We start from the raw sequence: 19668 nt of genomic DNA, 5'->3' as shown, positions 1-19668 counted from the left end.
CCAGGCCGGCGATCGAGTCGGTGATCGGTCACGATCACCGGGTTTGCTACCGGGCGCCGGCGCGCAGGGCGGGCCGATCGTACGGCCGGCTCGGCGGCTGGCGTCAGCCTGTCGGCAGGTTGCCGCCGCTGAACACCGGCAGGCGGGGCGGGGCGCTGCCGCGGCTTGCCGGCGCCGCGCCGAGCAGCGCGGGCAGCGGCGGCGGTGGGTTGTCCGGCAGCCCCAGCAGCCGCAGGTAGCCGGCCATCACCCGGCGATAATCATAGCTGGCCGCCAGCGCCCGCCCGGCCGAGGCGATGCGGGCCAGGCGCGCCGGGTCTGCCAGCAGGGCGGGGAGGATCGCCTCCCACGTCGCCAGATCATCCGCCACCACCGCCTGCACGCCATCCGCCACCGCCAGCCCGCGAAAGGCGACACTGGTGCCCAGCACCGGCAGGCCGGCGGCCATCGCCTCCAGCGTCTTCAGCGAACTGCCGGTGCCGTCCGGCAGCGGCACCAGGGCCAGCCGCGCTTCCTGGTACAGCGCGGCAAGCGCCACGGCGTGCACCCGCCCCAGTGCCCGGAAGCCCGGCGCTTCCTCCGCCGGCGCGGCGCTGCCGGCCACCACGATCAGCGGCGCCTGCGGCCCGAGGCGTGCCGCCAGCGCCGCGCCCAGGCTGCGCAGCCGGGCCACGGCCACCAGGTTGGGCGGGTGGTAGCTGCCGACGAAGAGCGCGATCGGCTGGTCCGGCAGTTCATGCCCCAGCCGTTCCAGCAGCACCCGCGCCGGCGCCGGCAGCTGGCGGGACATGGCCTGCAGGTCCACCGGGTTGGGAATCACCAGGGCCTGCACGCCCTGGCTGGCGAATCGCGCCGCATCATCCGGCGTCACCGCCACCACGGCGCCGCCGCGCAGCGCCTGGGCGCGGCGCAGCGCCCGCATCTCCAGCCACCCGGTCAGCCGCCGCAGCAGGGCGGAGCCGGGGACGCGGTCCGCGATCACGTCATGCGCGGTCAGCACGCAGGGCACGCCCAGCCGCCGGCAGATGCGCAGCACCGGCCCGGCCCAGAAGCCGTATTCCAGCAGCACGGCGTCGGAGCCGGCGATCAGCCTTTCCATCCGCCGGCGGAAGAAGGGGTCCACCAGGCGCTGCAGGTGCAGCCAGGGGAACAGCGCTTCCCGGCGATGGGATGGCCCGCCGAGCAGGCCCGCCAGCAGCAGCATCGCCCCCCAGCCGAGCCGTTTGGTCAGCTGGATCAGGCGGCGTTCCTGCAGCGATTCCACCAGGATGTTGCCCTGGCGGCGCGGTGACGCGGCGCCGTCCTGCATCACCCGCAATTCTTCCACCTGGCTGGCCACCACCGCCGCCATCAGGTTGCTGCGCAGGCTGGCGCCGGCGCTGCGTTCGAGGAAATCCGGCCAGGGATACAGCAGCTGCACCCGGCGCGGCGGCTCCGCCGGCAGGGGCGGCGGCGGCGGCTCCATCAGCGCCCGCACCAGCGCCGGGCCGCCATGCCGGGCGCGGCAGCCGGCGCGCCCGGCCATGGCGCCGGCCGCCAGCTGCGGCCAGGCCGCGCGGGCCTGGCGGATGGCGCGCGCCAGCCCCGCCGGGTCGTGGTCCGCCACCAGCAGCCCGGCGCCATGGAAGGCCAGTTCATCCGCCATCCAGGTGCCGGCGGTGCAGATCACGGGCCGGCCGGCGCAGAGCGCCTCCGGCAGCACGCCGGAGGTCCGCGCCTCATAGATGTCCCGCCAATAGGGCAGCAGCACCAGGTCGGATTCGGCCAGCAGGGTGTCATAGGCGGCCGGCGACAGGGCGCGGCGCAGCAGCGTCACCTGCGGCGGCATCTCCAGCGCGAAATCGTCGATGGCGGTGGCGATGGCGGGCGCCGCGTCATTGGCCTGCAGGGTGAAGCGCAGCCCGTCCAGCCCGCCCGGTTCCGCGCGCAGCAGGCGGATGGCCTGCAGGATCTCGAGAAAGCCCTTCTCATCCCGGGCATTGCCCAGAGTCACCAGGTGAAAGGGCCTGCCCTGCGGCGGTGGCGGCGGCGGGATGTCGGCCGGGATATGCGGGATCGGCAGCACCTCCAGCGGCAGCCCGGCGAGGCGGCCGATGCGCCGCGCCAGCCTGGCGCTGTCCGAGGCCAGCCGCAGCTTCGCCCCGGCGGCGACCGCCCGGCGCATCCGCGCGAAGGCACGGGCGGACAGGCCGTCATCATACATCTCCGGCTGGTAGCGCAGCAGCGCCACCAGGGTGACATCCTGCGGCAGCGCCTCCGTCACCCGCGCCAGGCCGAGCAATTGCCGGTGCGTCAGCATATGCGCCAGCAGGATGGAGCCGGGCGGCAGGCGGGCCGGCAGCGCCGCCTGGAATTCGGCGCCGAAGCGCCGGTTGCGCATCAGCGCATCCTGCCGCCGCCGCAGCGGCCCGCCGCCGGCGCGCTGGGCCCAGATGTCGTCGGTGAAGGCCGGCACCGCGCCGGCCTGGCGGGCAACCGCCTCGGGCAGCGCGCGGTGGCCCAGCACCAGCGTCTCGAACCCCGCCGCGCGCGCCGCTTCGGCCACCGCATGATCATAGGAGAAGTGATGGCCGACGAAATCCCGCAGGCTGGGGTCGGCGATGCAGAAGAGCGGCCGACCGCTCACGCCGGGGCGGCGAGGCCGTCCAGCACCGCCTCCACCGGGCCATCCGCCAGGATCACGCCGCCTTCCAGCCGGATCGCGCGGGTGCACCAGCGGCGCACCACGCCGTGGTCGTGGGTCGCCACCACCATGATGTCGGCGCCGCCGACCAGCCGCGCCAGCCTCTCCTCCGCCTTCGCCATGAAGGCGGCGTCGCCGGCCAGGAACCACTCATCCATCAGCAGCACCTGCGGCTGCATGGCGGTGGCCAGCGCGAAGGAAAGCCGCACGCCCATGCCGGCGGAATAGGTGCGGATCGGCACATCGAAGAAATCGCCGAGGCCGGCGAAGGCCGCCACCTCCTCCGCCAGCCGGTCGCATTCGGCGTCGGTCAGGCCGCGGTACAGGCCGCGCAGACGCACATTCTCCCGCCCCGTCGATTCGGTATCCATGCCGGCGGCCACGTCGATCAGCGCGCCGATCTGGCCGAGCACGGTCAGGCTGCCGGCCACCGGTTCATAGACGCCCGCCAGGGTGCGCAGCAGCGTGGTCTTGCCGGCGCCGTTCGGCCCGACCAGCGCCACGCGCTCCCCCTTCCCGATGCGGAAATCCAGGTTGCGCAGCGCGGTGACGACGATGCGGTTGGACGGGTCCGTGTGCAGGCGGGACTTGCCCATCAGTCGCTTCTTCAGCGACCGTGCGCCGATGTGGTAGTAGGGGAAATCCAGGCAGAGCCCGCGGGCCTCGATCAGCGCCATGCCCGCTACACCCAGAACGCCACGCGCCCGCGGAAGCGGACGAAGAACACCGCGGCCACAGTGACCGTCAGCACCGTGTAGACGATGGCCGCCAGCCAGGCGAGCGGCGGCCCGCCATTCTCCACCAGCGGCCCGCGCACCGTCTCCAGGATCGCGTAGAAGGGGTTGAACGGCATCCAGGCTTCCCAATCCCCGAGCAGACGCGGCTTCCACAGGATGGGGGTCAGGAAGAAGGCCAGCTGCATGGTGCTGCCGACGATCGGCCCGATGTCGCGGAACCGCGCGCACAGCATGCCGAGGAACAGCGCCGCCGCCACCGAATTCACCGCGATCAGCGCGAAGCCGGGGATGGCGAGGATGGCTTCCGGACCCGGCAGGTGGCCGCAGACCAGGAACACCACCAGGATCAGCGGGAAATTATGCGCCGCGATGATGGCGTTGCGCATCACGCAGCGCAGCGCGTGCACCGTGTAGGGCAGCGGCAATTGCCGGATGATGCCTTCGGAGGCCGTCAGGCTGGTGGTGGCATCGTTCACCATCTGCGAGATGGCGTTCCAGATCACCAGGCTGACCGCCAGATGCGGCAGGTATTCGCGCAGCGACATCTTGAACAGCGCGGAATACAGCAGCCCGAGGCCCAGCAGCATGGCGCCAGTGGACAGCGTCAGCCAGAAGGGGCCGAGGACCGAGCCGCGATAGCGGTTGCGGATGTCCAGCCAGGCGAGGGTGGAGGCCAGCCGCCAGCGTTGCGCGCCGAGCCGGACGTCCTCCACCGCCTTGCGCAGGCGCTGGGGGTCCGCCGCGTCGACATGGTAGGCCGGCAGCGGCGCGGCGGTTTGGTCGAGCATGGGCGCGCTCATAGCCCGCCCATGGCGGGTGGGCCAGAGCCGCTCCGCCGGCGTTACTTCGGCGCGCCGTAGCCGCCGCTGGCGCCGGCGCCATAGCCCTGCGGCGTCGCCTGATAGGGCGCGGCACCGGCGGGCGGGGCATAGGCTGGCGGCGGCGGGCCGCCCGCGGCGCGGGAAAGCCGCACCCGGTCGCCGCGCGTGATCACCACGCGGTCGCCGGCCTGCAGCCCCTGTTCGTTGGTCTGCACCACGGCGATGTCGCCGCCATTGTCCTGCCGGACGATGAACTCGATGGCGCTGCCCTGCGTCAGGCCGCCTTCCGCCGCGGTGCCTGCCAGGCCGCCGAGCAGCGCGCCGCCGAGCCCCGCCAGCAGGTTGGAGCGCGTGTCGCCGCCGATGAAGCTGCCGGCGATGCCGCCCGCCACCGCGCCGCCCACCGTGCCGATGCCGCTGCCGCCGCCAGCCACGCGCACCGGGCGGGAGCCGACGATGGTGCCGTAGGACACAGAGGAAGCGGTGCCGAGGGAGCGGGAGGTGACGGTGGTGCCGGTCTCCCGCGGTGCGCAGGCGGGCAGGGCCACGACCAGCGCCAGCGCCGCCACGGCGGGAATCAGGTTTCGGGTCAGGCGCATCGATTCAGTCCTTCGCGGGGCCAGGGGGGCTGCCGTGCGGTCGGCGGCCGGCGCGACCCGGGCCGGTTGCAGCCCCGAAAATGGGGTCGCGAGCCTGCATGTTCCACCACGATGGCGCGATCAGGGCGATGGCTGCCATGATCTCGTCCTTGCCTCCGCCAGGGCCGATGGGTTAGGCCTCTGTCGCAGAGACTTACGAGCATATCTGAACGACGGGACGGAAGTCGGGGTTGGCCTGGGCCATCGCATCGCCATGGGGGGCGGCGCGGCGGCCGGGGGGGCAGGCCTCGGGGATCGGCACCCGCAACCGACGGAGAACCTGGCATGATCCGGTTCAGCGCTGCTTCCCGGGTGGCCTCCCGCCTGGGGCGCCCCTTGGCCGCCTGCCTGGCGCTCAGCCTGCTGGCCGCCTGCGGCCAGACCAGCCAGCGCGTGGTGACGCAGCCTGCGGCCAGCGCCGCGCAATGGGCGCGGCCCTCCAGCTATGACCCGCCGGGCCCCTCGCACGACCCCTGGGGGCCCTACATCACCCAGGCCTCGCAGCGCTTCGACATTCCGGAACGCTGGATCCGGGAGGTGATGCGCCAGGAATCCGGTGGCCGCGTCTCCGCCACCTCCCGAGTCGGGGCGATGGGGCTTATGCAGGTGATGCCGGGCACCTACCGCGAATTGCAGGGGCGCTACGGGCTGGGCTCCGACCCCTACCACCCCTGGGACAGCCTGATGGCCGGCACCGCCTATCTGCGGGAGATGTATGAGCTGTACGGCGCGCCCGCCTTCCTGGCGGCCTACAATGCCGGCCCGCGGCGGCTGGAGGACTACCTGTGGGGCGGCCGCGGCCTGCCGGCGGAAACCCGCAACTACGTCGCCCGCATCGGGCCGCGAATCCAGGGTGCCAGCCCGAACCGCCGCGCGGCGCCGGAGGTCTATGCCGCCGCCGAGATCCCGCTGAACATCCCGGCCGGCCCGCGCCGCGGCGATACCGCGACGATGCTGGCGCTGCGCGACCAGCGCCAGGCGGTGGACCCGGGCATCCGGGTGGCCAGCCTGCCGCCCGGCCCGGTGGTGCGGATGGACCCGATCCCGGATGGCAGCACGCAGCCCTATTCGGCGCCGACGCAGATCGCCTCCGCTGGCGGGGTCGTGGTGTCTCAGGCCGCCGCGGCCGCACCGTCCGGCAGCGTGATCGCCATGGCGCCGATCGCCAGCCTGGGCGATTTCCAGACCCGGATGGAGCCGATCGTCAGCCCCGGCGACTTCAACCAGCCGCCGGCCGCCATCCCGTCCGGGCCGATCCAGATGGCGCAGCTGGCGCCGCTGCCCGGCACGGTGTCGCGGATGGAGCCGATCCGCAGCCCCGGCGATTTCGTGGCCGCCGCGCCCAGGCCCGCCTTGGCACCGCCGCCGCCTGCCGCCCCGGCGCGACGCAGCAACGCGCCGGCGCTGGCGGCGCTCGGCCGCAGCACCCCGGCATCCCCGCCGGCGCAGCCCTTCGTGCGGGTGGACCCGCCGAGCTTTGCCGCCGCGCCGGCCGCGCCGCGCGGCTTCTCGCTGATCCCGCAGGCCCATGCCAGCACCCTGCCGCGCGCCCCGGCCGCCGCCGCCCCCGCCGGCAACGGCGCCTGGGGCATCCAGGTGGGGGCCTTCGCCTCCGCCAACCTGGCGCGTGCCGCCGCCGGCCAGGCCCGCGACAGGGTCGCGACGCTGGGTGCCCGCCCTCTGGTGCAGCCGGTGGAGCAGGGCAGCAGCCGGCTGTACCGTGCCCGCGTGCTCGGCCTGGCCAGCCGCGACGCGGCGGAGGAAGCCTGCGAGAAGCTGCGCGGCCGCGGCGCCTGCATGGTGGTGGCGCCCGGCGCCTGATACCCGGCGCCGGAAGCTGGTGCGCCACGTCGGGGAGGTTGTGAATACATGTCCGACATCGCGGCGGGCGCCGGCAAAACCCAGCGGTGGCAACGGGCATGAAGGCACAGCGCGATTGCTTCACCTGCTTGAGGCGGGGCCCCTGAACCGCCCGGGCGGCAGGCCATGAAGCCGGTGCTGGTGATCGGCGCCGGCGGCCATGCGCTGGTGGTGATCGAGGCGCTGCGCGCGATGGGTCGCCCCGTCGCCGGCCTGCTGGATGACCGGCCGGATGCCGGCCCGCTGCTGGGCTGCCCGCTGCTCGGCCGCCAGGATGACCTGGCGCGCCTGCGCGGCTCGGGCCTCGCGGAAGCGGCCATCGCCATCGGGGACAACGCCACCCGGCTGCGCCTGGCGGAGGCGTGCCGCGCCGCCGGCTATGCCCTGCCGCCGGTGCTGCACCCGGCAGCCTTCCTGTCGCCCAGTGCCAGCCTGGCGGAAGGCGTGCAGGTGATGGCACGCGCCGTGGTCGGCCCGCTGGCGGTGCTCGGGCGGCTGGCACTGGTGAACACGGGCGCGATCGTGGAACATCAATGCCGCCTGGCGGAAGGCGCGCATCTCGGCCCCGGCGCGGTGCTGTGCGGCGGCGTCACGCTCGGCGCGCGGGCGCTGGTGGCGGCGGGGGCGGTGGTGCGGCCTGGCCTGGTGGTGGGCGCCGATGCGCTGGTGGCGCCGGGCGCCGCGGTGGCGGCGCAGGTGGCCGAGGGTGCCCGGCTTGGCGGTGTGCCGGCGCGGCCCCTGCCCGGCACGGCCTGAGCCTTCCTCACGTCTCGGTTGTGACAACTGGCCACCCTCATCCGTCCAAGCGTCACAAAATTGTGAATTTACAGCCTGTGGGTGCTGGAAGTTTCTTTGCGATGTGGGAATACTCGTCCCATGACGACCGAAACCCACAACCCGAACGATCAGCGCGCGCTGCTTGGGCTGCGGCCGCCGGCCGATCTGGCCGAAGGCAGCGGTTCCCTGCGCGTCAACACCGCCCCGAGCGCGGCGCCGCAGGCCGCAACACCGGCGCGGCCGCAATATCCGGTCATCTCCTCCGGCTGGGACAGCGAGGAGAAATCCTCCAAGACCAGTGACCTGATGACGGCGGTGCGTGCCGGCCTGGTGCTGCTGGTGGTGATGGTGAGCATCGGCTTCCTGCTGCGCTGACGGCCGCGCCGACACGGGGCGGGGGCTTGCCGCGCGCCGCCGGCGCATCCGGTCTTCCACCGTTCGGCCCGGCATCGTGCCCGCCGGGTCTTGTCCGGCTCCCGCGCCTCCCGCACTTTGCCACCGGCTGCATGGGGGAGGCTTCGCTGGCATTCCAGGATCTCGATCGGCTGTTGCGGCCGCGCGCCGTCGCCGTCATTGGCGCTTCCGACGACCCCACCCGCATCGGCGGGCGGCCGCTGGCCTATATGCTCGCCCAGGGCTTCGCACAGGGCCTGCCGGGCGCGCTGATGCCGGTGAATCCGAACCGTGCCACGGTCCAGGGCGTGCCGGCCTTCGCCAGCATCGCCGCGCTGCCGCAGGCGCCGGACGCCGCCATCGTCGCCATCCCCGGGGAGGCAGCGGTCCAGGCGGTGGCCGACCTCGGTGCGCGCGGCTGCGGCGCCGCCATCGTCTTCACCGCCGGCTTCGCCGAGACCGGGGAGGCCGGGGCGGCGATGCAGGCCCGGCTGCTGGCGGCGGCACGGCCTTCCGGCATGCGGCTGCTGGGGCCGAACTGCCTCGGCCTGTTCAACGCCACGCTGGGCTACTTCCCCATCTTCTCCGCCAGCTTCGAAAGTGGCTGGCCGCGGCCGGCCCTGCCGGGGATGGGCGGCGTCGGCATCGCCAGTCAGTCCGGCGCCTATGGCAGCCATCTGTTCGCCGCTGCCCGCGACCGCGGCATCGCCACGCCGGTCCTGGTGACCACGGGCAACGAGGCCGATCTGGGCCTGTCCGACATCATCGGCTGGATGGCGGAAAGCGAGGAGGTGCAGGTCATCGCCGCCTATGCGGAAGGCATCCAGAACGGCCCGCGCTTCATCGCGGCGCTGGAAGCCGCGCGGGCGGCGAAGAAGCCGGTGGTGATGATGAAGGTCGGGCGCAGCGCGCTGGGCCGGGCCGCCGCGCAATCCCACACCGCCTCCATCGCCGGCGATGACCGGGTGATGGATGCCGTGCTGGCCGAATTCGGCGTGCACCGTGCCCGCACCACGGAAGAATTGCTGGATATCTGCTACGTCGCCCAGCGCGGCATCTTCCCGGCCCGCAACTCGCTCGGCGTCGTGACCATTTCCGGCGGCGCGGGCGTGCTGATGTCGGACGCCGCCGAGGCCGCCGGCCTGCCGATGCCGCCGATGCCGGAAGCGGCGCAGGCGAAGCTGAAGGAACTGGTGCCCTTCTCCTCGCCGCTCAATCCGGTGGACTGCACGGCGCAGGCTTTCAACGACATGAGCGTGATCGGCGCCTTCGCCGAGTCGATGGTCACCGATGGCGGCTATGCCAGCGTCATCGCCTTCTTCACCCAATGGGGGGCCAGCCCCTCCATGGCGCCACGCCTGCGGGCGGAGTTGAAGAAGGTGCTGGATGCGCATCCGGACCGCCTCTTCCTGCTCTCCATCCTCGCGCCCCCGGAGCGGGTGCGGGAGTGGGAGGCGGATGGCTTCCTCTGCATGGAGGATCCCTCCCGCGCCGTGGTGGCGCTGGCCGCCATGGGCCGCTTCGGCGAAGCCTTCGCCGCCGCCCCCACCCGCGCCACCGCCGTGCCCGCCATCCTGCTGCCGGCGGCAACGCCCAATGAGGCGGATGCCAAGCACATCCTCTCCGACGCCGGCATCCCCATGGCCCCCGAAGCCGCCTGCCTCAGCGCGGAGGATGCGGTGAACGCGGCGGACGCCATCGGCTACCCGGTGGTCGCCAAGATCCTGTCGCCGGACATCCTGCACAAATCCGAAATCGGCGGCGTGCTGCTGAACCTGTCCCACCCCGCGGCGGTGCGGGAGGGCTTCAGCACCCTGATGCAGCGCGCCCGCGCCCATGCGCCCGGTGCACGGATCGACGGCGTGCTGGTGGCGAAGCAGCTGACGGGCGGCGTGGAGATGGCGCTCGGCGTGGTGCGGGACCCGGTCTTCGGGCCGGTCGCCATGGTCGGCCTCGGCGGCGTTTTCATCGAGATATTCGCCGATGTCGCCTTCCGGCGCTGCCCGCTGGATGCGACCCAGGCCGAGGCCATGATCCGGTCGCTGCGCGGCTTCCCGCTGCTGGATGGCGCGCGCGGCAAGCCCAGGGCCGACGTGGCGGCGCTGGCCCAGGCCCTGGTCGCGCTGTCCCGCTTCGCCGTCGGGGCGGGGCCGCGCCTGGCCTCGGCCGAGATCAACCCGTTGCTGGTGCTGCCGGCGGGCGAGGGCGCCTTCGCCGCCGACGCCGTGCTGGAACTGTCGCCGGAGACCTGACCATGGCGATCATCCCCGAAAAGCTGCTGCACTTCCCCATCCCGGAAATCCGCCAGGAGCTGCGCTGGCAGGATGCGGCGCTGTATGCGCTGTCGCTCGGCCTCGGGCAGGACCCGATGGACCCGGAGGCGCTGCGCTACGTCACCGAGGGCCCGGCGATGCGCGCCCTGCCGATGATGGCCGTGGTGCTGGGCTACCCCGGCTTCTGGCTGGCCGACCCCGCCACCGGCGTGGATGCGGTGAAGCTGGTGGCCGGCGAACAGGCCGTGGAGCTCTTCGCCCCGCTGCCCGCCAGCGGCACGATCCTCGGCAAATCCCGCGTCACCGGCCTGGTGGACCGCGGCGCCGGCAAGGGCGCGCTGCTCTACACCGCGCGCGACATCCTGGACGAAGCCACCGGCCAGAAGCTCGCCACGGTGGAGAACACCACCTTCCTGCGCGGCGATGGCGGCTTCGGCGGGCCGGACGGGCCCGTGAAGCGCCTGGCCGCGGAACCTGACAGCGCGCCGGACCTCAGCATGGAACTGCCGACCCGGCCCGAAATGGCACTGCTGTACCGGCTGAACGGCGACCACAACCCGCTGCACAGCAACCCCGCCCTTGCCGCCAAGGCGGGCTTCCCGCGCCCCATCCTGCACGGCCTCGGCACCTTCGGCGTGGTCGGCCGCGCCCTGCTGGCCAGCGTCTGCGACCACGACCCGGACCGCTTCGGCCGCATGGAATGCCGCTTCTCCGCGCCGGTCTTCCCGGGCGAGACCATCCGCACCGAAATCTGGCGCCGGCCGGACGGCGCCGCCTTCCGCGCCCGGGTCGTGGAACGCGACACCGTGGTCATCAGCCACGGCGCCTTCCGCACCCGCTGAAGCTGGACGACCCGCGCCAGGGCGGTTACCAGAACCCCGCAAATTGAGGGCGGACATGATCAACAAGATCGTCCAGTCGATCGCCGAATCGCTGGAAGGCGTGAAGGACGGCAGCACCATCCTGATGGGCGGCTTCGGCGCCGTCGGCCAGCCGGACGAACTCATCGAAGGCCTGCTGGAACAGGGCGCGCGCGACCTGGTGGTGGTCGCCAACAACGCCGGCGCCGGCAAGGTCGGCCTGGCGCGGCTGATGATGGAAGGCCGCGTGCGGAAGATCATCTGCTCCTTCCCCCGCTCCGCCGGCTCCACCGTGTTCGAGGAACTCTACCGCGCCGGCAAGCTGGAGCTGGAGATCGTGCCGCAGGGCACGCTGGCCGAGCGCATGCGCGCCGCCGGCGCCGGCATCCCGGCCTTCTTCACCCCCACCGGCGCGGGCACCAAACTCGCCCAGGGCAAGGAAAGCCGCGTCTTCAACGGCCGCGAGCACATCCTGGAACAGGCCCTGCCAGGCGACGTCGCCCTGATCGAAGCCTGGCAGGCCGACCGCTGGGGCAACCTGACCTACCGGGAGTCGGGGCGGAACTTCAACCCGGTCATGGCCATGGCCGCCACCCTGACCGTGGCGCAAACCCATCACATCCTCGACCTCGGCGACATCGCCCCGGACCACGTCCACACCCCCGGCATCTTCGTCCAACGCGTCGTCCGGGTGGAACGCGGGGCGCCTTGGGTGTAGCGCTGGGTGGTTTCGCAGGAGGGGCGCTGCCCCTCCCGCACCCTCCCCGCCAGGAGGCAGTGGCCTCCTGGACCACGGGACCTTGAGGGGAGATGGAGAGGGGCCGGAGCGCCCGCCGATCCAGCGGACCCGCTGGCCCCTCTCCATCTCCCCTCATGAATCGAAGGGTTCCAAGGGTCCACTGACCCTTGGCAGGGGGTGCAGGGGGACAGCGTCCCCCTGCGAATCACGCAGCGCACCCAAGGCACGCCTGTGCCCTGGGCGATCCGATGGAGCTGAAGCTGATGGCGGGTGTGACGCGGCAGGGGATGGCGGCGCGGGTGGCGCGGGACATTCCGGAGGGGTGGTTTGTCAATCTCGGGATCGGCATCCCCACCATGGTGGCGGATCATGTGCCGGTGGAGCGGGAGGTGATCCTGCATTCCGAGAATGGCATTCTGGGGATGGGTCCGGCGCCGGAGGCCGGGAAGGGGAATGCCTGGCTGGTGAATGCGGGCAAGCAGCAGGTGACGTTGCGGCCGGGGGGCAGTTTTTTCCATCACGCGGACAGTTTCGGGATGATCCGGGGCGGGCATATCGATCTGTGTGTGCTGGGGGCCTTCGAGGTCGCGTCGAATGGTGACATCGCCAATTGGGCGACGAGTGAGAATGACAGCGCGCCGGCGGTGGGGGGCGCGATGGATCTGGCGGCGGGGGCCAAGCGGTTGTGGGTGGTGATGGACCACACGACCAAGGATGGCCGGCCGAAGCTGGTGGAGAATTGCGGCTATCCGCTGACGGCGCCGGGCGCGGTGCAGCGCGTCTACACCAACCTGGCCGTGGTGGATGTGGTGCAGGGCCGTGGTTTCGTGCTGCGCGAGATCCTGGCGGAGGGCATGTCCTTCGCGGCGTTGCAGGCGCAGACGGGTGCCGTGCTGCACACCGATTCATGAGCGAGGATCCGGTGATGCGCGTAATGCAGGAACGGGCGGGCGGCGTGCTGACGCTGACGCTGGACTACCCGGCGCGGCGCAATGCGCTGTCGGTGCCGTTGCGGGAACAGCTGTTCGAGGCGCTGGAGACGGCGCAGGGCGAGGCGGCGGTGCGGGCGGTGGTGGTCACCGGCGCGGGCGGCACCTTCTGCTCGGGCGGGGACATTTCCGGCATGGATGTGCGGGATGCCGAGCAGGGGCGGGAGCGGATGCGGCGCACGCATCGCATCATCCGGCTGATGGTCGGCGGGCGGCTGCCGATCGTCGCCGCGGTGGAGGGCTGGTGCGTCGGCGCCGGGCTGTCGGTGGCCTGTGCCAGCGACACCATCGTGGCCTCGGCCGAGGCGCGCTTCATGGCGGGCTTCAACAAGGTGGGGCTGATGGCCGATCTCGGCCTGCCCTTCACCCTGCCGGCGCGAATCGGTGTGGCGCGGGCGCGCCAGGTGCTGTTCTACGCGGAGCCGATGGGGGCGGAGGCGGCGGAGCGCATCGGGCTCGTCGATCGCCTGGTGCCGAAGGGCACGGCCCTGGAAGCGGCGCAGGAGATCGCGCGCGGGTTGGCCGCCCAGGCCGCGCTGCCGATCGCGCTGACAAAACGCATGCTGGCCGAGGGGCTGGATGCGGCGCTGGAGCGGGAGCGGGATTGGCAGACCATGTGCTTCCTCTCCGCCGACCATGCGGAAGGCCGCGAAGCCTTCCTGGCGAAGCGGGAGCCGGTGTTCGGCGGCGGTTGACCATCCTCCCCTTGCGACGCAGCCTGATGCGGATGCAAGGGGATGTCTCGCGATGACCGAGTATTGGCGCCTGCCCGCCACCGAGATCGCCGCGCTGGTACGCAGCCGGCAGGTGAGCGCTGCGGAGGTGGCGCGGGATGCGCTGGCCCGGCTTGAGGCGGCGAACCCGGCCATCAACGCCGTGGTGGACCATCGGCCGGAGGATGTGCGGGGCCAGGCCGCCGTGATCGATGCGGCGATCGGGCGCGGCGAGGACCCCGGCCCGATGGCCGGCGTGCCGGTGACCATCAAGGTCAATGTGGACCAGACCGGCTACGCCACCACCAACGGGCTGCGCATCCAGAAGGATCTGGTGGCGACGCAGGACAATCCGGTGGTGGCGAATTTGCGCCGTGCCGGGGCCGTGCTGCTGGGGCGGACCAATACGCCCGCCTTCTCGCTGCGCTGGTTCTGCCGCAACAGTCTGCACGGGCACACGAAGAACCCGCGCGATCCGGGCATCACGCCGGGCGGGTCCTCCGGCGGGGCGGCGGCGGGCGTGGCGGCGGGCATCGGTGCGGTGGGGCATGGCACGGATATCGGCGGCTCCATCCGCTACCCGGCCTATGCCTGCGGCGTGCATGGGCTGCGGCCGACGCTCGGGCGGATTCCCGCCTGGAACGCCTCGGGGGCGGAGCGGCATGTGGGCGGGCAGTTGATGGCCGTCTCCGGCCCCATCGCGCGCACCATCGCCGACCTGCGCCTGGCCTTCGCGGCGATGAGCGCGCGGGATGTGCGCGACCCCTGGTGGGTCGATGCCGCCCATGCCGGCCCGGCCGTGGAAAAGCGCGCGGCGCTGTGTATCCGGCCCGAGGGCATGCCGACGGCGCCCGAGGTGGAGGCTGCGCTGCGCGACGCCGCGAAGCGCCTGGAGGCGGATGGCTGGGTGGTGGAGGAGGTGGAATGCCCGCCGCTGCGGGAGCCTGCTTCCATCCAGGCCATGCTGTGGCTGGCCGAAAGCCGCCGCGGCCTGAACGCGGCCTTCCGGCAGGAAGCCGACCCCGATGCCAGCTTCGTCTTCGCGCAGATGGAGGCGTTGTGCCCGGAGCCGGACCTGAACGCCTTCATGGACGGGCTGCAGAAGCGCGCCTTCTTCGTGCGCGCCTGGATGACCTTCTTCGAGCGCTATCCGGTGGCGATCACCCCGGTCTCGGCCGAGCTGCCCTTCCCGGACCAGGATGATGTGAGCAGCCCCGAGCGGTTCCGGCAGATCATGGAGGCGCAGCTCACCCAGGTCGGCCTGCCGCTTATGGGCCTGCCGGGCCTGGTGGTGACCACCGGCCTGGTCGGCCGCGTGCCGGTCGGCGCGCAGCTTCTGGCCGGGCGGTACCGGGAGGATCTGCTGTTCGCCGCGGCGGAGGTGATCGAGGCGGCCGGGGTGCCGGCGAGCCCGGTGGACCCCTTCGGCGCGTAGGGCAGGGCGCCCTTCCCCCCGGCTGGGGGGCGGCACTGCCGCAACGCCGAAGGCTGGTCGGGGTGGGGGGAGGCCGCTACCCTACCCGCTCGTACGAAAGCCCCCGCGCCAGCCAGCACCCCACCCCCACCCCGGTGACCGCGCCATCCGGCCCGCGCCGGAAGGCCAGGGTCCAGTCGCCCGGCGGGGTATGGTCCAGGGCACGCCAGCAGGGCAGCGCCCAGAGATCCGGCCCGATCGGCTCCAGCAGCTCCATCCGCCCTTGGCCGAGAAATCCCGAAAAGCCGCCATAGGCGACGCCGCCGGCCTCCGTCACCAGCAGCTCGGCCTCCAGCTCGGCGCAGCGGTAGCGGCCGGCGATGCCGGGCTGGGCCTCGCCGGGGCAGGCCATCAGCAGGCTCGCCTGGTTCTCCTGCGGCCGGTCCATCCACAGCCCCCCCGGCACCGGCCGCAGCCGGGTGCGGCCGGTGCCGGCGCCGCCATCCGGGCGCAGCTCCAGACGTTCCGCGCCATGGCCGAAGCGCAGCCGCACCGCGCCCGGGCCTGAGGCGTCGAGCCGCACCGCAAGTCCCGTCTCCGGCTCCCGATAGGCGCCGAGCCAATCGGGCGGCGGCAGCGTGGCGTCGGGCTGCGGCGTGGCGGCGCCCAGCACGGCGGCCAGCGCCTCCATCGCCGCGGCGTTCGCATCGGACAGGTGGTTGAACATCACCACCACGGATACCCGCTCCGCCGGCGCATGGAGCCGATGGCTGCGCCAGCCGCGCAGCGCGCCGCCATGGCCGAGGATGGGTGTGCCGAGGGCCTCGCCACGGCCGAGGCCGAAGCCATAGGGGGCCGGGCTGCCATCGGCGAAGGCCACCGGCGCGGCGAGCCGGGCATGCAGGCTGTCCGGATCGTCCCGCCTCGCGTCGATGTGCCGTTCCCAGGCGATCAGGTCGTCCAGGCTGGCGCCGAGGCCGGCATCGCCGGTCCAGATCACCCGGTTCACGGCCGGGCGGAAGCCGGTGGCCTGGCTGCCCTCATAGCCCTCCGTGCCGTCCGGCATGCTGCGGGTCTCGGCGGCCAGGAAGGCGCTTTCCATCCCGACGGGCCCGAAGATGTGGCGGCGCAGCAATTCGGAAAAGCTGCGGCCGGTGACGTCCTGCAGGGCATCGGAGATCAGCCGGAAATTCTGGTTGCAGTAGGCATACCGGGTGCCGGGGGCAAAATGCAGGCTGGAAGTGCCGGCGATGACGCGTGCGGCCTCCACCTCGCCAAAGGCCGATTCGGCCGGCGCGCCGTGCAGCATGGCCACCGCCCAGTAGTCCCGCAGGCCGGACTGGTTGTGCGCCAGCAGCCGCGCCGGCGGCGCTGCCTCCCCCAGCAGCGGCAGGCGGGCGCGGATGGCGGCATCCAGCGCCTCCGGCTGGCCCACCGCGGCGAGCATCGCGCCGCAGGTGAACTGCTTGGTGATGGAGCACAGGCGGAACAGGGTGCGCGGCGTGAAGGGAATGCGGCGCTCGGCATTGGCATAGCCCCAGGCATGGCGCACCAGCACGGCGCCTTCCCGCAGCACGGCGATGGCACCGCCGGGGCCGGGGTAGCGGCGCGGCAGGTCGCGCAGGATCGGGTCGAGGCGGGTCTCGAACGGGGCGGACATCAGCGGCTTCCCCACAGCACCAGCACCACGCCGGCCACCACGGTCAGGGCGCCGATGACGTCGGCGCGCGTTGCCTTCTCCCGCAGGTAGAAGCGGCTGAAGGCCAGGGTGAACAGGATCTCCACCTGCCCCAGCGCGCGCACCAGCGCCACGGGGGCCAGCGCGAAGGCGGAGAACCAGCAGGCGGAGCCCAGCGCCGAGAGTGCGCCGACCTGCGCGCTGTCCCGCCAGGTGGCGAAGACGGCGCGGAACTGCGCCGGCTCCTTCACCGCCAGATAGGCGCCCTGCATCAGCGTCTGCAGCGCATTGGTGATCACCAGGATCAGCAGCGCCTTGAAGATCACATCGGCGCCCGGCATTTCCTGGTTCGCCATCTTGATGAGCACGCCGGTGACGCCGAAGCAGAAGCCGGCGCCGATGCCGCAGAGCGCCGCCGGCTGGGTGATGCCGCGCAGCAGCTCCGCCGGCCTGGTGCCGCGACCGGCCAGCGACAGGTACAGCACGCCGCCGACGCCGACCGCGATGCCCAGCCAGGAGAACAGCGACAGGTGCTCGCCCAGCAGCAGCGTGGCGACGATGGCGGCCTGCATCGCCTCGGTCTTGGAATAGGCGGTGCCGACGGCGAAGTTGCGATGCCCGAAGGCCATGATGAGCAGGTTGGTGCCGAGGATCTGCCCGAAGCCGCCGATGGCGCAGAGCGCCAGCACCGGGAGCGTCAGCGCCGGCAGCGTGCCGCCGAAGGTCGCGGCATAGAGGCCGAAGATCAGCAGCCCCACCGGCACGCCGTACAAATAGCGCACCACGCCGGCGCCATTGACCGAAAGCTGCCCGCGCAACTTCTGCTGCTGCGCGGTGCGCCAGCACTGGAACAGCGCGGCGGAGACGGTGAAGCCGACCCAGCCGGACATCACGCGGGCAGCCGCCCGGCCGGCGACGGGCGCGACACGAAGCGGGCAGCCGATGCCATCATGCGATGGTTATCAGCCCAGGCGCGGGTCCAGCCAAGGGCGGTCCATGCGTTTCCACGCTGGAATCGCGCCCGGATTCAGCGTGATGCCCAGCCCCGCCGCCTGCGGCAGCGGTGCCGTGCCCTCCACGAAGCGCAGGCTTTCCCCGGCGACGATGTCGAAGAAGGCCTCCGTTTCCCCATACTGCACTTCCAGCACCAGGAAGTTCGGGATGGTGGCGCAGAGATGCACGGAATGGGCGTGGCAGACCGGCCCGGTGGGGTTGTGCGGCGCGATCTCCACCCCCGCCGTCTGCGCCAGGGCGGCGATGCGGCGGATCTCCTCCAGCCCGCCGGCGTGCTTGGCATCGGGCATCAGCACGTCGTAGCAGCCGGCTTCCACCAGCGGGCGATAGGCGGCCAGGCCCGACAGGCTCTCGGCCCCGGCCAGCCGCATGCCGCGCGCATTGGCCAGGCCGCGCAGCCGGGCGATCTCGGCATGGTTCGCCTCCGCCACCGGGCATTCCAGCCAGAACAGATCGGCGTCCGCCACATCGCGGATCAGCTGCGCCGCGCCGCCGGGGGAAAACCGCCAATGCGCGTCCACCATCAAATCCACATCCCGCCCGATGGCCTCCCGCACGGCGGCGATCCGCGCCAGGCCTGCCGCATAGGCGGCGCGGTTGGCCGGCGTGCGGCCATCCTCCCACACCATCGGTTCGAACGGCGCCAGCTTCACGCCGCCGAAGCCCTCCGCCAGGGCGCGCCGGGCGGCGGCGGCAAAGCCTTCCGGGGTGCGCGGGTTGGCACCGCGGTTGATGTTGGCATAGAGCCGCACGGCGTCGGTGAAGGCGCCGCCGAGCAGCCGGTATAGCGGCTCCCCGTTCCGCTGCGCCGCCAGGTCGCAGAGCGCCTGGTCCAGGGCGGAGAGCGCGGTCAGTGCCACCAGCCCGCCCGGCGCATGCGGCAGGGCGCGGGCGATGCGGTTGCGGTCCCGCGCATCGGCGCCGCGCAGCATCGCCTCCAGCCGCGCCACCTCCGCCTGCACCAGCGGTTCCTGGTTCGACAGGGTGCATTCGCCGAGGCCCGTGCGGCCATCCGCCGTCCGCACCTCCAGGAAGCACCAGTTGGTCTTCGGCGTGACGTTGAAGCCGCGGAAGGCGATCTGCTCGATCTTCATGTGATGCGGATATTCGCGCGTGTCGCCAAATCCTTCCACTTGGCGATGTCGCTGCGCACGCGTGCCTGCAGCACTTCCGGCGTGCTGGTCACCACCTGGCCGCCGATCAGCTTCACGCGGTCCTTCACCTCCGGCAACTGGCCGATGCGCTGCAGTTCCGGCACCAGCCGGTCCACCACCATCCGCGGCAGGCCGGGCGGGCCGAACAGCGCGTTCCAGGCGATGGTCTCGAATCCCGCGAGGCCGGATTCATGCAGCGTCGGCACATTCGGCGTGTCGGCCCAGCGTTCCATGCTGGTCACCGCCAGCAGCTTCACCTCGCCGCGGGTGACGAAGGGCATGATGTTGACCATGTTGGCGATGAGGAAGGGTGCGTCCCCGGTGATCACCGCCTGGCCCATCTGCGAGGCGCCGCGATAGGGGATGTGTTCCATCCGCACGCCGGCCATCATGCAGAACAGCTCGGCCGAGAGATGGGCGGAGGAGCCGACGCCGCCGCTGCCGTAATTGTAGTGGTTGGCCGGCTTCTGCTTGATGGCGGCGATCAGCCCGGCGACGTCCTCCACCGGGAAGATGCGCGGGTTCACCACCAGCGCGTTGGGGCCGGTGACCAGCAGCGAGACCGGCGTGAAGTCGTTCGCCAGGTCATAGGGCAGGTCGGGGTAGATCGCGGCGTTGATGCCGTTGGAGCCGGCATTGCCCAGCAGCAGCGTGCTGCCGTCCGGTGCCGCGCGGAAGGCGTTCTCCACGCCGACGCGGCCGCCCGCGCCGGGGCGGTTGTCGATGACGAAGGACTGGCCGAAGGCACGGTCCAGATGCGGGGCGAAAAGCCGGATGGTGGTGTCGTTGCCGCCGCCGGGCGCGCCCGGCTCGACGATGCGGACCGGCCGCGTGGGCCAGGATTGGGCGAGGGCCAGGCGAGGCGCGACTAGGCCCGCCAGGGCCGAGGCCAGCAGGGTGCGACGTTGCGGCATGTGCCGTTCTC

The 19668-nt window shown here is 72.4% G+C and carries 17 protein-coding genes; 9 read left to right on the top strand and 8 right to left on the bottom strand.

Going from position 1 to position 19668, the window contains the following annotated elements:
* Positions 1-103: 103 nt before the first annotated feature.
* The 4 genes from HEQ75_RS21115 to HEQ75_RS21100 are packed head-to-tail and all read right to left on the bottom strand — an operon-like array spanning position 104 to position 4840.
* On the bottom strand, positions 104-2626 hold the full coding sequence (locus HEQ75_RS21115) for a glycosyltransferase (protein WP_168034100.1): 2523 nt from the start codon (positions 2624-2626) through the stop codon (positions 104-106).
* On the bottom strand, positions 2623-3360 hold the full coding sequence (locus HEQ75_RS21110) for an ABC transporter ATP-binding protein (RefSeq protein WP_168034099.1): 738 nt from the start codon (positions 3358-3360) through the stop codon (positions 2623-2625). The genes HEQ75_RS21115 and HEQ75_RS21110 overlap by 4 nt, the downstream gene beginning before the upstream one ends.
* A 5-nt stretch (positions 3361-3365) precedes the next feature.
* On the bottom strand, positions 3366-4208 hold the full coding sequence (locus tag HEQ75_RS21105; protein ID WP_168034098.1) for an ABC transporter permease: 843 nt from the start codon (positions 4206-4208) through the stop codon (positions 3366-3368).
* 53 nt (positions 4209-4261) lie between these two features.
* Positions 4262-4840 (bottom strand): glycine zipper 2TM domain-containing protein, encoded by a 579-nt coding sequence (locus HEQ75_RS21100; protein ID WP_235962025.1) that lies wholly within the window; start codon positions 4838-4840, stop codon positions 4262-4264.
* A gap of 324 nt (positions 4841-5164) precedes the next feature.
* Here HEQ75_RS21100 and HEQ75_RS21095 point away from each other — a divergent pair, with 324 nt between their 5' ends.
* The 9 genes from HEQ75_RS21095 to HEQ75_RS21055 all read left to right on the top strand — a co-directional run bounded on the left by HEQ75_RS21095 (position 5165) and on the right by HEQ75_RS21055 (position 14918).
* The gene (locus HEQ75_RS21095) at positions 5165-6700 is read left to right on the top strand and encodes a lytic transglycosylase domain-containing protein (protein WP_168034097.1); all 1536 of its coding nucleotides are present in this window, start codon (positions 5165-5167) and stop codon (positions 6698-6700) included.
* 165 nt (positions 6701-6865) lie between these two features.
* Positions 6866-7495 carry an acetyltransferase gene (locus tag HEQ75_RS21090; RefSeq protein WP_168034096.1) on the top strand — a complete coding sequence of 210 codons (630 nt, stop codon included), beginning with the start codon at positions 6866-6868 and terminating at the stop codon, positions 7493-7495.
* A gap of 120 nt (positions 7496-7615) precedes the next feature.
* A complete protein-coding gene (locus tag HEQ75_RS21085) occupies positions 7616-7891 on the top strand; it encodes a hypothetical protein (protein WP_168034095.1) in 276 nt (91 codons plus the stop codon).
* A gap of 131 nt (positions 7892-8022) precedes the next feature.
* A complete protein-coding gene (locus HEQ75_RS21080; RefSeq protein WP_168034094.1) occupies positions 8023-10161 on the top strand; it encodes an acetate--CoA ligase family protein in 2139 nt (712 codons plus the stop codon).
* A gap of 2 nt (positions 10162-10163) precedes the next feature.
* Positions 10164-11024, top strand: coding sequence for a MaoC family dehydratase (locus HEQ75_RS21075; RefSeq protein ID WP_168034093.1), 861 nt, complete (start codon positions 10164-10166; stop codon positions 11022-11024).
* A 55-nt stretch (positions 11025-11079) separates the two neighbouring features.
* Positions 11080-11760: a 3-oxoacid CoA-transferase subunit A gene (locus tag HEQ75_RS21070; protein WP_168034092.1), complete on the top strand. Its 681-nt coding sequence runs from the start codon at positions 11080-11082 to the stop codon at positions 11758-11760.
* A gap of 284 nt (positions 11761-12044) precedes the next feature.
* Entirely contained in the window at positions 12045-12692 is a 648-nt protein-coding gene (locus tag HEQ75_RS21065) for a 3-oxoacid CoA-transferase subunit B (protein WP_235962024.1), read from the top strand.
* Entirely contained in the window at positions 12689-13465 is a 777-nt protein-coding gene (locus tag HEQ75_RS21060) for an enoyl-CoA hydratase/isomerase family protein (RefSeq protein ID WP_168034090.1), read from the top strand. Before HEQ75_RS21065 ends, HEQ75_RS21060 begins: the two co-directional genes overlap by 4 nt.
* Positions 13466-13517: 52 nt before the next feature.
* The gene (locus HEQ75_RS21055; protein ID WP_168034089.1) at positions 13518-14918 is read left to right on the top strand and encodes an amidase family protein; all 1401 of its coding nucleotides are present in this window, start codon (positions 13518-13520) and stop codon (positions 14916-14918) included.
* 76 nt (positions 14919-14994) lie between these two features.
* Here HEQ75_RS21055 and HEQ75_RS21050 read toward each other — a convergent pair whose 3' ends face one another.
* The 4 genes from HEQ75_RS21050 to HEQ75_RS21035 form a co-directional block, all read right to left on the bottom strand.
* Positions 14995-16557 carry a D-aminopeptidase gene (locus tag HEQ75_RS21050; RefSeq protein WP_168034088.1) on the bottom strand — a complete coding sequence of 521 codons (1563 nt, stop codon included), beginning with the start codon at positions 16555-16557 and terminating at the stop codon, positions 14995-14997.
* Positions 16557-17465 carry a DMT family transporter gene (locus HEQ75_RS21045; protein WP_168034087.1) on the bottom strand — a complete coding sequence of 303 codons (909 nt, stop codon included), beginning with the start codon at positions 17463-17465 and terminating at the stop codon, positions 16557-16559. The genes HEQ75_RS21050 and HEQ75_RS21045 overlap by 1 nt, the downstream gene beginning before the upstream one ends.
* A gap of 72 nt (positions 17466-17537) precedes the next feature.
* Entirely contained in the window at positions 17538-18683 is a 1146-nt protein-coding gene (locus HEQ75_RS21040; RefSeq protein ID WP_168034086.1) for a mandelate racemase/muconate lactonizing enzyme family protein, read from the bottom strand.
* The gene (locus HEQ75_RS21035; protein WP_168034085.1) at positions 18680-19657 is read right to left on the bottom strand and encodes a Bug family tripartite tricarboxylate transporter substrate binding protein; all 978 of its coding nucleotides are present in this window, start codon (positions 19655-19657) and stop codon (positions 18680-18682) included. The genes HEQ75_RS21040 and HEQ75_RS21035 overlap by 4 nt, the downstream gene beginning before the upstream one ends.
* Between the last annotated feature and the right edge of the window lie 11 nt (positions 19658-19668).

The organism is Falsiroseomonas selenitidurans, assembly GCF_012103215.1.
GTDB lineage: Bacteria > Pseudomonadota > Alphaproteobacteria > Acetobacterales > Acetobacteraceae > Falsiroseomonas > Falsiroseomonas selenitidurans.
This window is presented reverse-complemented; position numbering and strand designations above follow the sequence as displayed.

What these genes read in the sequence shown, in the direction of transcription:
- HEQ75_RS21110 (WP_168034099.1), bottom strand. Translation starts at nt 3,360, where the DNA reads ATGGCGCTGATCGAGGCCCGCGGGCTCTGCCTGGATTTCCCCTACTAC.
- HEQ75_RS21105 (WP_168034098.1), bottom strand. Translation starts at nt 4,208, where the DNA reads ATGCTCGACCAAACCGCCGCGCCGCTGCCGGCCTACCATGTCGACGCG.
- HEQ75_RS21100 (WP_235962025.1), bottom strand. Translation starts at nt 4,840, where the DNA reads ATGCGCCTGACCCGAAACCTGATTCCCGCCGTGGCGGCGCTGGCGCTG.
- HEQ75_RS21095 (WP_168034097.1), top strand. Translation starts at nt 5,165, where the DNA reads ATGATCCGGTTCAGCGCTGCTTCCCGGGTGGCCTCCCGCCTGGGGCGC.
- HEQ75_RS21090 (WP_168034096.1), top strand. Translation starts at nt 6,866, where the DNA reads ATGAAGCCGGTGCTGGTGATCGGCGCCGGCGGCCATGCGCTGGTGGTG.
- HEQ75_RS21085 (WP_168034095.1), top strand. Translation starts at nt 7,616, where the DNA reads ATGACGACCGAAACCCACAACCCGAACGATCAGCGCGCGCTGCTTGGG.
- HEQ75_RS21080 (WP_168034094.1), top strand. Translation starts at nt 8,023, where the DNA reads ATGGGGGAGGCTTCGCTGGCATTCCAGGATCTCGATCGGCTGTTGCGG.
- HEQ75_RS21075 (WP_168034093.1), top strand. Translation starts at nt 10,164, where the DNA reads ATGGCGATCATCCCCGAAAAGCTGCTGCACTTCCCCATCCCGGAAATC.
- HEQ75_RS21070 (WP_168034092.1), top strand. Translation starts at nt 11,080, where the DNA reads ATGATCAACAAGATCGTCCAGTCGATCGCCGAATCGCTGGAAGGCGTG.
- HEQ75_RS21065 (WP_235962024.1), top strand. Translation starts at nt 12,045, where the DNA reads ATGGCGGGTGTGACGCGGCAGGGGATGGCGGCGCGGGTGGCGCGGGAC.
- HEQ75_RS21060 (WP_168034090.1), top strand. Translation starts at nt 12,689, where the DNA reads ATGAGCGAGGATCCGGTGATGCGCGTAATGCAGGAACGGGCGGGCGGC.
- HEQ75_RS21055 (WP_168034089.1), top strand. Translation starts at nt 13,518, where the DNA reads ATGACCGAGTATTGGCGCCTGCCCGCCACCGAGATCGCCGCGCTGGTA.
- HEQ75_RS21050 (WP_168034088.1), bottom strand. Translation starts at nt 16,557, where the DNA reads ATGTCCGCCCCGTTCGAGACCCGCCTCGACCCGATCCTGCGCGACCTG.
- HEQ75_RS21045 (WP_168034087.1), bottom strand. Translation starts at nt 17,465, where the DNA reads ATGTCCGGCTGGGTCGGCTTCACCGTCTCCGCCGCGCTGTTCCAGTGC.
- HEQ75_RS21040 (WP_168034086.1), bottom strand. Translation starts at nt 18,683, where the DNA reads ATGAAGATCGAGCAGATCGCCTTCCGCGGCTTCAACGTCACGCCGAAG.
- HEQ75_RS21035 (WP_168034085.1), bottom strand. Translation starts at nt 19,657, where the DNA reads ATGCCGCAACGTCGCACCCTGCTGGCCTCGGCCCTGGCGGGCCTAGTC.